Genomic DNA, 12704 nt, shown 5'->3' on the forward strand with positions numbered 1-12704 from the left:
TGTGCGCACAAGTCTAGGGGGGAGGCCGAAGGAACGAGCAACCGGGCCGGTGAACTTTGTCCGCCAACCGAATGGTCCCGCCCGCGCCGCCGCCCCGTCCCGCTCACCGCACCCGATTACGCCTTACGGGTGAGGCTCACCCCGGATCACCGCCAGTACCCCGGCCAGTTCGTCCGGTTTCACCAGCACATCCCGCGCCTTGGATCCCTCGCTCGGCCCCACCACACCCCGCGACTCCATCAGATCCATCAGCCGCCCGGCCTTGGCGAAGCCGACCCGCAGCTTGCGCTGGAGCATCGAGGTCGAGCCGAACTGGGTGGTGACCACCAGTTCCGCCGCCTGGCACAGCAGATCCAGATCGTCGCCGATCTCCTCGTCGATCTCCTTCTTCCGCCCGCCGCCGCCGACCGTGACGTCGTCGCGGAAGACCGGGGCCATCTGCTCCTTGCAGTGCCGCACCACGGCGGCCACCTCGGCCTCGGTGATGAAGGCGCCCTGCATCCGGGTGGCCTTGCTGTCGCCCATCGGCAGGAAGAGCCCGTCCCCCTTGCCGATCAGCTTCTCCGCGCCCGCCTGGTCCAGGATCACCCGGCTGTCCGCCAGCGAGGAGGTCGCGAACGCCAGCCGCGAGGGCACATTCGCCTTGATCAGACCGGTGACCACATCCACGCTCGGCCGCTGGGTGGCCAGCACCAGATGGATCCCGGCCGCCCGCGCCAGCTGCGTGATGCGGACGATCGCGTCCTCCACATCGCGCGGCGCCACCATCATCAGGTCGGCCAGCTCGTCCACGATCACCAGCAGATACGGGTACGGGGTCGGCTCACGCTCGCTGCCCGGCGGCACGGTGACCTTCCCCGCCTTCACCGCCGCGTTGAAGTCGTCGATGTGCCGGAACCCGAACGCGGCCAGATCGTCGTACCGCAGATCCATTTCGCGCACCACCCACTGGAGCGCTTCCGCGGCCCGCTTGGGGTTGGTGATGATCGGGGTGATCAGATGCGGGATGCCCTCGTACGCGGTCAGCTCCACCCGCTTGGGGTCCACCAGCACCAGCCGGACCTCCTCCGGCGTGGCCCGCAACATCACCGAGGTGATCAGGCAGTTGATGCACGAGGACTTGCCGGAGCCGGTGGCGCCGGCCACCAGCAGATGCGGCATCTTCGCCAGATTGGCCGCCACATAGCCGCCCTCGACGTCCTTGCCGAGGCCCACCAGCAGCGGATGGGTGTCGCCCACCGAGTCGGCGGTACGCAGCACATCCCCGAGGTTGACCATCTCCCGGTCGCTGTTGGGAATCTCGATCCCGACCGCGGACTTGCCCGGGATCGGGCTGATGATCCGTACATCGGGGCTGGCCACCGCGTACGCGATGTTCTTGGTCAGCGCGGTGATCTTCTCCACCTTGACCGCAGGGCCCAGCTCCACCTCGTAGCGAGTGACGGTCGGCCCCCGGGTGAAGCCGGTGACGGCCGCGTCCACCTTGAACTCGGTGAACACATTGGTCAGCGACTCCACCACCGCGTCATTGGCGGCGCTGCGGGTCCGTCCGGGGCCGCCCCGTTCCAGCAGATCGAGGGAGGGCAGCGCGTAGGTGATGTCCCCGGCCAGCTGGAGCTGTTCGGCGCGCGGCGGCAGCACCTCCACCAGTTCGGGGGCGCTCTTCGTCAGATCCGGCACCCCGCCGCCCGCGCCCGTGCCACGCTGCGCGGGCGGCGCGGCGGCACCGCTGCCGGCGGAAGCGGCGGTACGGGAGCGGCCGGTGGCCACCCGGCTGCTCAGATCGGCGACCAGCGGCGAGGGCTGCACCCCGTGCAGCACCGCCCCGTCCAGCGCGGCGGCGGTCGCGGCGGCCACATCGATCGGGTCGCCGTCCCGCTCGCGCGCCCCCTTGCGGCCACGCGGCGCCCCGCGGCGTTCCAGCGCCTCGGTCTCCAGCGCCTCGGCGTCGTCGGCCGGCGGGCCTTCGGCACGGCGCGGCCGGCGCGGACGCACCGGGCGTCGCTCGCCCTCGTACCCGCCATCGGGCGGGTACGGCTCGCCGTCCGCGCCGTCCTCCGTGTACACCCGCAGCCGGACGGCGGCCTGCCGCACCCGGCGCGGGATGGCGTTGACCGGGGTGGCGGTCACCACCAGCAGTCCGAAGACGGTCAGCAGCACCAGCAGCGCCACGGCCAGCATCTCACCGAGTGTCAGAATCAGCGGACGGGAGGCGGCCCAGCCGAGGTAGCCGCCGGTGTCGCGCAGCGCCTGGGCGCCGTCGCTGCGGCCGGGGGCCCCGGTGGCGATGTGCACCAGACCCAGCACACCGATCACCAGCGCGGTCAGTCCGACCACGATCCGGCCGTTCGCCTCACGCTTTTCGGGGTGGGCGAAGAGCCGTACCGCCATGAAGCCGAGCAGCAGCGGGAACACCAGGTCGAGGCGGCCCAGCGCCCCGGTGATGACCAGGGTGATGAGATCGCCGACCGGGCCCTGGAGGTTGGCCCAGGTGCCGGCCATCACCACCAGCGCGAGGCCCAGCAGCAGCAGGGCGAGGCCGTCCTGCCGCAAATCGGGGTCGAGTCCTTTGGTGCCACGCCGTATTCCGCGCATGACCGCACCCACCGAGTGCGCGATGCCCAGCCACAGCCGGCGGGCGACGCGCACCACGATGTTGCGTTTGGGCGCGGCCTTCTTCCTGGCCGGCGGCTTGCGGGCCGCCGTCTTCTTCGCGGGCGCTCTCCTGGCGGGCGCCGTCTTCCCGGCTCCCCCGCCGCCGCGCCCGGCGCCTGCGCCGCTGGAACCCCTGCCGGACGTACCTGAAGCCATGAGGGGCAGATTACCGGGGACTTCACGCCGGAGCACGGATACCGCTCCCGAGCGTTACCCCAATGCTGCGCCCCGCCGGGGTGCCGGCCCCCGGACCCGGCACCCATCCCGTCACCGGGTCCGGTCAAGCCCGCCCGGTCCCGTCAGGGGGAGTCCTCCACCGGGCCGGGGTCGCCGGAGCCGGGCTCCAGCGCGTCCAGCGCCCTGCGCAGCCCGGACAGCTTCCGCTCCAGGTGCGCCGCCGTGGACACCGCCGCCGAGCCGCCCGACTCGGCGAGCTCCTTGGACAGCGCCTCGGCCTGCTCCTCCACGGCCGCCAGCCGCGCCGACAGCTCCGGCAGCAGCCCGCCCGGGCTCCGCTCGCCCTCGGCCGGTGCGGCGCCGCCCTCCAGCTCACGGCGCAGCAGCGCGGCCTGCTCCCGCAGTTGCACGTTCTTCATGTGCAACTCGACGAACACCGAGACCTTCGCCCGCAGCACCCACGGGTCGAAGGGCTTGGAGATGTAGTCCACCGCGCCCGCCGCATAGCCCCGGAAGGTGTGGTGCGGGCCGTGATTGATCGCGGTGAGGAAGATGATGGGGATGTCCCGGGTGCGTTCCCGCCGCTTGATGTGCGCGGCGGTCTCGAAGCCGTCCATCCCCGGCATCTGGACGTCCAGCAAAATCACTGCGAAATCGTCTGTGAGCAGCGCTTTGAGCGCTTCCTCCCCTGACGATGCCCGGACCAGCGTCTGATCGAGCGCGGAGAGGATTGCCTCCAGCGCCAGCAGATTCTCGGGTCGGTCATCGACCAGGAGGATCTTGGCCTTCTGCACCATGGCCCGTCCTCCTCGCCCCTCGCGGCGCCGCCGTGGCGCGCCGCTGTCCAGGACGGCTGTTGTGCACGCCGCCCACTCCTGTGCCGGACATGTTGGCACCCACGCGCGCGGGACCGCCAGCGATCCCGGTCACCGGCCCGGGGGCGGCGGCCTTCGGTGGGCCCGCTTCATCACGGGAAGCCGAAAACGCTCCGGCCACCTCCCCGCTCCACGGGCGATCGCCCTGCCCGCCGTGTCAGCAACCGACCACACAAGGCGCCCGGTGATCAGCACATTGCGCTGCGTCACCATACCATGGGCGCACTGGAGCGGCGAACAGAGTGAACCGCACTGGGTCAACGCCCGCAAGCCCCCGATGGTTCCGCCAACCCGGCCGTGGGAAAGGTCACTTCCTCTCGATCCACTCCTCCATCACGGCCACCAGGTGGTCGGTGTCCACCGGCTTGGTCACATAGTCCGAGGCGCCCGACTCGATGCTCTTCTCCCGGTCGCCCTGCATCGCCTTCGCGGTCAGCGCGATGATCGGCAGCCCGGCGAACTGCGGCATCCGGCGGATCGCGGCGGTGGTCGCGTACCCGTCCATCTCCGGCATCATGATGTCCATCAGCACGAGCACCACATCCTCGTTGGACTCCAGCACCTCGATGCCCTCACGCCCGTTCTCCGCGTAGAGCACCGAAAGACCGTGCTGCTCCAGCACGCTGGTCAGCGCGAACACATTGCGGACATCGTCGTCGACGATCAGCACCTTGCGGCCCCGGAAGTCGTGGAACTCCCGGCGCCTGCGCACCGCGTCCTTGCCCGGCTCCCCCTCCCGCGCCGACTCACCGCTACGGGCACCCGCCGCCGCGCCGTCCGGCACCGCCGGCTCCCGGAACCGTCGCGTCATGGTCGCCGCCGCCCGCTCCGCCGCCGACACCGCCTTGCGCGTCTCCGGGCCGCCCCGCGGACGGTCCGCGCTCGCCCGCGCCCTCGGCAGCGCCGGCACCGCCGCCGCCGGGACGCCGGCCGCGGGCGCCGGTACGGGCTCGGCCCCGGGCCGTACCGCACCCGCCGCCACCGCACCGTCCGGCTCCGGGGACCGCGCCGCCTCCAGGGCGCGCCGCTCCGCCGCCTTGCGGGCGATCGCCTCCCGGGTCTGCGCGCTGTCCAGCACCGGCGCGCCCTCCGTCAACTGCCGGTAGCCGGGCGGCGGCAGCTCGGTGGGGTGCAGCGGCAGGAACAGCGTGAACGTCGACCCGCGCCCCGGCTCGCTCGCCGCGTGGATCTCCCCGCCCAGCAGCCGGGCGATCTCCCGGCTGATCGACAGCCCGAGCCCGGTCCCCCCGTACTTGCGGCTGGTGGTGCCGTCCGCCTGCTTGAACGCCTCGAAGATCACCCGCATCTTGCTCGCCGCGATCCCGATCCCGGTGTCCGAGACGGAGAACGCCACCAGCTGCGCGTCCGCGTTCTCGATCGAGCCGTTGGCCAGCATCTGCTCGCGGATCTCGTACGGCACCTCCGCGCCGGCCGCCCGGATCACCAGCTCCACCGAACCGGTGTCGGTGAACTTCACCGCGTTCGACAGCAGATTCCGCAGCACCTGCAACAGCCGCTGCTCATCGGTGTGCAGCGTGGCCGGCAGCTCGGGCGAGACCCGCACCGACAGCTCCAGATTCTTCTCCGCCGTCAACGGCCGGAAGGACGCTTCCACATAGTCCACCAGCTGCACCAGCGCGATCCGGGCCGGCGAGACATCCATCTTGCCCGCCTCGACCTTCGACAGATCGAGGATGTCATTGATCAGCTGGAGCAGATCCGAACCCGCGCCGTGGATCGTCTCCGCGAACTCCACCTGCTTGCGCGACAGATTGCCCTCCGCGTTGTCCGCCAGCAGCTTCGCCAGAATCAGCAGCGAGTTCAGCGGGGTGCGCAGCTCGTGCGACATGTTCGCCAGGAACTCCGACTTGTACTTCATCGACAGCGCCAGCTGCTCGGCCCGCTCCTCCAGCACCTGCCGGGCGTCCTCGATCTCCGAGTTCTTCACCTCGATGTCCCGGTTGGTGCGCGCCAGCTGATCCGCCTTGCGCACCAGTTCCTCGTTCGAGTTCTTCAGCGCCTTCTGCTGCCCCTCCAGCTCGTTACGGGTCGCCCGCAGCTTGTCCGCGGTCTCCTGCGTCTGATCGAGCAGCATCTTGGTACGGGTGTTGACGCTGATCGTGTTCACACTGCCGGCGATCATCTCCGCCATCTGGTTCAGGAAGTCCCGCTCGATGACCGTGAACTCACCGAAGGTCGCCAGCTCCAGCACCCCCAGCACCCGGTCCTCGAACACCACCGGCAGCACGATCACCTGCGCCGGCGGCGCCTGCCCCAGCCCTGAGGAGATCGCCAGATAACCCTCCGGCGTCGGCCCGAACATGATCGTCCGGCGCTCCGCCGCCGCCGTACCGATCAGCGAGTCACCCGGCCGGAACGAGGTGGGATGCGCCCCCGCCGCGTACCCGTAACTGCCGATCAGCCGCAGCTCGAACCCGTCCCCGTCATCGGGCCCCGCCACCACCGGCGACTCCGCGTCGGCCGGCATCGACAGGAAGAACGCGCCGTGCTGCGCGGACACCGCCGGCGCCAGCTCGCTCATGATCAGCCCCGCCACGTCCTTCAGATCGCGACGGCCCTGCATGAGCGCCGAGATCCGGGCCAGATTGCTCTTGAGCCAGTTCTGCTCGTCATTGGCCTTGGTGGTGTCCCGCAGATTGGTGATCATGGTGTTGACGCTCTCCTGGAGCGCCAGGATCTCGCCCTCCGCGTCGGTGTCGATCTTCACCGTGTGATCCCCGCGGGTCACCGCCGTGGCCACCCGGGCGATCTCCCGCACCTGCATGGTCAGATTGCCGGCCATCACATTGACGTTGTCGGTCAGGTCCTTCCAGGACCCGTCCACATCACGGACCACGGCCTGGCCGCCCAACTGCCCGTCCGTCCCCACCTCGCGGGCCACCCGGATCACCTGATCGGCGAACATCGACAGCTGATCCACCATCGTGTTGATCGTGCTCTTCAGCTCCAGGATCTCGCCCTGGGCATTGATGTCGATCTTCTTCGTCAGATCACCGCGCGCGATCGCCGTCGTCACCTCGGCGATGTTGCGCACCTGAAGCGTCAGATTGGTGGCCATCTGGTTCACCGACTCGGTCAGATCGCGCCAGGTCCCCGACACCCCCGGCACATTGGCCTGACCACCCAGCTGCCCCTCGGTGCCCACCTCGCGCGCCACCCGGGTGACCTCGTCCGCGAACGACGACAGCGTGGTCACCATCTTGTTGACGGTGTCGGCGAGCTGCGCCACCTCACCGCTGGCCTCGATCGTCACCTTCTTCGACAGATCGCCGTTCGCCACCGCCGTGGCCACGTCCGAGATCCCGCGCACCTGCATGGTCAGATTGCTGGCCATCACATTGACGTTGTCGGTCAGGTCCTTCCAGGTGCCCGACACCCCGCGCACCCGCGCCTGGCCACCGAGCTGGCCCTCCGTACCCACCTCACGCGCGACCCCGCTCACCTGGTCGGCGAACGAGGACAACTGGTCGACCATCGTGTTGACCGTGGTGACCAGCTCCAGGATCTCGCCCCGGGCATCCACCAGGATCTTCTTGGTCAGATCACCGTCCGCGACCGCCTTCATCACCCCGGCGATACCCCGCACCTGATCCGTCAGATTGTTCGCCATGCTGTTGACGGACTGGGTGAGGTCCTTCCAGGTGCCGGACACCCCGTCCACCTGGGCCTGGCCCCCCAGCCGGCCCTCGGTGCCCACCTCCTGGGCCACCCGCGTCACCTGATCGGCGAACGACGACAGCTGGTCCACCATCTGGTTCAGGGTGTCCTTGAGCTCAAGGATCTCGCCCTGCGCGTCCACCGTGATCTTCCGCGACAGATCACCGCGGGCCACCGCCCTGGCCACCTCCGAGATGCCCCGCACCTGGATGGTCAGGTTGGTCGCCATGTCATTGACGGAGTCCGTCAGATCACGCCACACCCCGCCGACCCCGGCCACCACCGCCTGGCCGCCCAGCCGGCCCTCCGTACCCACGTCCCGGGCCACCCGCGTCACCTGGGCCGCGAACATCGACAGCTGATCCACCATCGTGTTCATGCTGTTCTTCAGTTCGAGGATCTCACCGCGGGCACCCACGGTGATCTTCCGCGACAGGTCGCCCCCGGCCACCGCCATCGTCACCTGCGCGATGCCCCGCACCTGATCCGTCAGATTGGTGGCCATCTCATTGACGGAGTCCGTCAGCTGCCGCCAGGTGCCGGACACCCCGTCCACCCGCGCCTGACCACCCAGCCGGCCCTCGATCCCCACCTCGGTCGCCACCCGCGTCACCTGCTCCGCGAACGACGACAGCTGATCCACCATCGTGTTGACGGTGTTCTTCAGCTCGGCCATCTCACCCGAGACATCCACCGTGACCTTCTGCGACAGATCACCATTGGCGACCGCCTTCGTCACCTGCGAGATGTCACGGACCTGCCCCGTCAGATTCCGGAACGCCGTATTGACCGAATCCGTCAGGTCCTTCCACGCCCCGGCCACCCCCAGCACCGACGCCTGACCGCCCAGCGCCCCCTCGTGCCCGATCTCCCGCGCCACCCGGGTCACCTCGGACTGGAACGACGACAACTGGTCGACCATCGTGTTGACCGTCGTCTTCAGCTCCAGCATCTCGCCGGAGACATCCACGGTCACCTTCTTCGACAGATCACCGTTCGCCACCGAGGTCGTCACCTCGGCGATGTCCCGCACCTGCGCCGTCAGATTGCGGAACGCGTCATTGACGGTGTCGTTCAGCTCCTTCCAGGTACCGGCCACCCCGTGCACCCGTGACTGCGCGTCCAGCCGGCCCTCCGTACCGATCTCGGAGGCCGCCCGCGTCACCTCGTCCGCGAAACTCCGCAGCGTGCCGTTCATCTCCGTGACGGTGCGCGCCAGCTGCGCCACCTCGCCCCGCGCGCTCACCCGGATCGTCTGCGACAGATCACCATTGGCCACCGCCGTCGTCACCCGGGCGATGTCCCGCACCTGAAGCGTCAGATTCTTCGCCATCGTGTTGACGTTGTCGGTCAGGTCCTTCCAGACCCCCGCCACGCCCTCCACCTGCGCCTGACCGCCCAGCTGCCCCTCGGTGCCCACCTCGCGGGCCACCCGCGTCACCTCGGACTGGAAGGAGGACAGCTGATCCACCATGGAGTTCACGGTGTTCTTCAGCTCCTGCATCTCCCCCGCCACATGGACGGTGACCTTCTGCGACAGGTCACCGTCCGCCACCGCCTTGGTGACCGTGGAGATGTCACGCACCTGCGCGGTGAGCCGCAGCACCATCTGGTTCACCGAGTCCGTCAGGTCCTTCCAGGTACCCGACACCCCCGGCACATGCGCCGAACCGCCCAGCTTGCCCTCGGTCCCCACCTGGCTGGCCACCCGGGTCACCTCATCGGTGAACTCCGACAGCTGATCCACCAGACCGTTGACCGTACGCCCCACCTTCAGGAACTCACCGCGCAGCGGACGCCCCGAGCCATTGCCGCCCGGCGCCTTGAGTTCCATCCGCGGCGCCAGATCACCGACCGCGACCGCCGACAGCACCCGCCCCACCTCGGCCATCGGGCGCGCCAGATCGTCGACCAGCTCATTGGCGTCATCGATCGCCTTCGCCCAGGCGCCGTCGCTGACCCCGCTCTCCATCCGCTCGGTGAGCTTCCCCTCCCGGCCCACCACCCGGCGCACCCGCGACAACTGCCCGGTGAGATGGAGATTACGGTCCGCGACCTCGTTGTAGACGGCGGCCAGCTCGGCCATCGGCCCTTCCCCGGCCACCGTCAGCCGCCGCCGGAAGTTGCCGTCCCGCATCGACTCCAGAGCGGAGAGCAGCCGGCCCAGCGCCACGGCGTCCACTTCCACCGTCCCGCTCCCCCGAGACTTCCCGCCACGCCCACGCGTACCGGCGCGCGCCACCGCTCCCTCAGACACCACTGTGTCCCTCCTGCAGGATCGACCATTTCGCCCGGGCTTACCTCAACGAGCCTTCCCAGTGTTTCACTCCCGAAGAACCGGGCGATAACAGTTCGGCAGCATCGCACACCCGGGTATCCCGGTCAGGGGGAAATCACCGGATCCGCCGCCCGCGCGGGCGGCCAACGTCAGTAATCTGGCTTCCGGCCGTCGATGAGGCGCCCGCAAGCGACAAGAGACCTTTTTGGGGGAGTGACGTGATCACCGCGCGAGCCGCTGCCACCTTCGAGCCGGTTGGGCGCTCCGTCGCCACGGCGCGCGGCTTCGTCCGGGACACCCTTCAGGGCTGGGGACTGGCCGAGCTGATCGAGGACGCCGTCGTCCTCACCAGCGAGCTGGTCACCAACGCCGTCATCCACGCCGGCACCGCCGCCGAGGTCCGCTGCCTGCGCGACGAGAACGGCGTCCGCTTCGAGATCCTCGACCGCCACCCCGAACGCGAACTGCCGCTCGGCGACATGAGCCGTGGCCGCGACCTGAACAGCGAGGGCGGGCGCGGGCTCATGCTCTGCGCCGCGCTCGCCTCCCGCTGGGGCGTCGACTACACCGCCGCCGACAAATGCGTGTGGTTCCGCCTCGAACAACAGACCTTCCCGGCCGGCACCCGCTCCGCCGGGCCCCCGCTGCCCACCACGGCGCTGCCCCTCGCCGAGACCCGGGTCAGGGTCGCCGTCATCCAGGTCGACCGCACCGACACCGTCACCGCCTGGAACGCCGACGCCCAGGCCCTGTTCGGCTACCCGCCCGAGCAGGTCATCGGCAAACCACTGGCCGACCTCGCCGCCTGGCCGCAGACCCCCGGCACCGGCACCGGCATCGCCGAGGCGCTGTCCCTGTCCCGCTGGGAGGGCAGCTACGGCCTGCGCGACTCCGAGGGCCGTACGGTCCCGGTCTACGCCTGCCATCTGCGGGTCCGCGACGCCCGCGGCGAACCCTCCACCGTCTGCCTGATCGTCCACGACCGCGAACGCGCCATCCTCCAGACCCCCACCCGCGGCCCGGTACGCCCCGGCGGCGGCGCCGAGGGCGGCGAACGGCCGCAGAGCGACCCGCTGGACGCCCTCATCGGCTCCCCGCCGCCCGACGACCTCAACGGCCTGCTCCAGCGCACCGTGGAGCGCGCCCGCGACCTCCTGGACGGCGACGCGGCGTTCCTGCTGCTGGCCACCGACGACGAGACCGAGCTGGAGGTACGCGCCTCCACCGGGCTCCCCTCCACCCGCCAGCGGTTCGCCCGCGTCCCCGTGGAGGCCGGCAGCGGACGGTACGGCTCCGCCCGGATGCCCTCCGTCCACGAGGACCTGGCCTCCTCCCCCGGCGCCGTACCGCTGCTCTCCGGCACCGGCATGCACGCCGTGGTCACCGTGCCGCTCAAGGTCGAGGGCCGGCTCACCGGCTCCCTCGGTGTCGCCTCCGAGACCCCCGGCCGCTTCAGCAACGAAGAGGCGCTGCGCCTCCAGTTCGCCGCCGACCGCATCGCACTCGCCGTCGAATCCGCCCGGCTCACCGAGCTGGAGCGGCTGCGCCGCAACTCGCTGTCCTTCCTGGTGGAAGCCTCCGAACTGCTGGCCGGCACCCTGGACCGCGACCAGACGCTGGCCCTGATGGCCCAGATGGTGGTGCCCACCCTGGCCACCTGGTGCGGCGTCTACACCATCCCCGAGGCCGGCGCCGAGCCCGTACTGTCCTATGTCCTGCACGAGGACGAGGACCGCATCGACGGCATCAAGGACCTGCTGGCCCGCGTCGATCCGCCGGACCCGGACATCGGACTCGGGGTCCGGCCCTGGACCGCGCCCGCCGACGCCGCCCACAACTCCGCACTGCGCAGCTCTCTGCGCAGCCTGGCGATGGGCCGGCTGCCCGCGCCCCGTACCCCGGGCCCCAGTCTCGCGACGGCCGCGGCGGTGGGCGGCGAGACGGTGCTGCTGCCGCTGATCGCCCGCAACCGGGTCATCGGCCTGCTGGCGCTTGGCCAGCCCGCCGACGAGCGCTTCCGCCAGGACATCCTGGAGCTGGCCGAGGACCTGTCCCGGCGGGCCGCCCTGGCGCTGGACAACGCCCGGCTCTACAGCGAGCGCACAGCCACCAGCCAGTCTCTCCAGCGCAGCCTGCTGCCGCCGGAGCTGCCGCACATCGACGGCGTCGACGTGGAGGTCATCTACCGGGCGGCGGGCGAGGGCAACGAGGTCGGCGGCGACTTCTACGACGTCTTTCCGATCCGCGAGGGCGCCTACGGCTTCGCGATAGGAGACGTGTGCGGTACGGGGCCACTCGCCGCGGCGGTCACCGGGCTCGCCCGGCACGCGCTGCGGCTGCTGGCCCGTGAGGGCCTGGGCGGCCCCGCGGTGCTGGAGCGCCTGAACGCGGCCATCCTGGACGAGGGTTCCCGCTCGCGCTTCCTGACGCTGCTGTACGGCGAGCTGTGGCCGCAGCCGGGCGGCGGCGCGCTGCTGAAGATGGTCTGCGCCGGCCACCCGCTGCCGCTGCGGCTGACCCGCGACGGCCGGGTGGAGGCCGCGGCCGATCCGCAGCCGCTGCTGGGTGTGATGGAGGACCTGGAGCTGTACGAGCAGCACACCACGCTCAACCCGGGCGATGTCCTGCTGTGCGTGACCGACGGCGTCACCGAACGCCGGGAAGGCACCCGCATGCTGGGCGACGACGGTCTGGCCGAGGTGCTGAGCAACTGTACGGGCCTGACCGCCGGCGCCGTCGCGGCCCGCGTGCTGCGCGCCGTGGAACGCTTCGCCTCTGACGCCCCGTCGGACGACATGGCGATCCTGACGCTGCGTATCCCGGAGTAAGCGGGTTCGGGGGAATGGCGTGAGCCGTTCCCCCGACCGGATCGGCCTGGAGCAGAAAGCCGAAAACACAGAAGGCCCCCGCCTCGTGGCGGGGGCCTTCTCTTTCAAAGTCTTTCAACAACTCTGAATGTGAACTTCAGAGCCCCAAAACGGAATCGAACCGTTGACCTTCTCCTTACCATGGAGACGCTCTGCCGACTGAGCTATTGGGGC

General features: G+C 70.2%; 4 protein-coding genes and 1 tRNA gene. 1 reads left to right on the forward strand and 4 read right to left on the reverse strand.

What is annotated here, in order from left to right:
• Nucleotides 1-123 precede the first annotated feature (123 nt).
• The 3 genes from AC5WRL_RS22425 to AC5WRL_RS22435 all read right to left on the reverse strand — a co-directional run bounded on the left by AC5WRL_RS22425 (nt 124) and on the right by AC5WRL_RS22435 (nt 9642).
• Nucleotides 124-2811 carry a DNA translocase FtsK gene (locus tag AC5WRL_RS22425; RefSeq protein ID WP_496090433.1) on the reverse strand — a complete coding sequence of 896 codons (2688 nt, stop codon included), beginning with the start codon at nt 2809-2811 and terminating at the stop codon, nt 124-126.
• A 143-nt stretch (nt 2812-2954) separates the two neighbouring features.
• Nucleotides 2955-3629 carry a response regulator gene (locus AC5WRL_RS22430; protein WP_496090434.1) on the reverse strand — a complete coding sequence of 225 codons (675 nt, stop codon included), beginning with the start codon at nt 3627-3629 and terminating at the stop codon, nt 2955-2957.
• Between the two features lie 385 nt (nt 3630-4014).
• Nucleotides 4015-9642, reverse strand: a complete 5628-nt coding sequence (locus AC5WRL_RS22435; protein ID WP_496090435.1) for a HAMP domain-containing protein — start codon at nt 9640-9642, stop codon at nt 4015-4017.
• 239 nt (nt 9643-9881) lie between these two features.
• On the opposite strand from AC5WRL_RS22435, the gene AC5WRL_RS22440 reads away from it, so the two are divergent.
• Nucleotides 9882-12491 (forward strand): SpoIIE family protein phosphatase, encoded by a 2610-nt coding sequence (locus tag AC5WRL_RS22440; protein WP_496090436.1) that lies wholly within the window; start codon nt 9882-9884, stop codon nt 12489-12491.
• Nucleotides 12492-12631: 140 nt separating this feature from the next.
• Here AC5WRL_RS22440 and AC5WRL_RS22445 read toward each other — a convergent pair.
• Nucleotides 12632-12704: transfer RNA gene (locus AC5WRL_RS22445), tRNA-Thr, on the reverse strand.

The organism is Streptomyces sp. NTD107 (genome assembly GCF_059510435.1).

What these genes read in the sequence shown, in the direction of transcription:
- AC5WRL_RS22425 (WP_496090433.1), bottom strand. Translation starts at nt 2,811, where the DNA reads ATGGCTTCAGGTACGTCCGGCAGGGGTTCCAGCGGCGCAGGCGCCGGG.
- AC5WRL_RS22430 (WP_496090434.1), bottom strand. Translation starts at nt 3,629, where the DNA reads ATGGTGCAGAAGGCCAAGATCCTCCTGGTCGATGACCGACCCGAGAAT.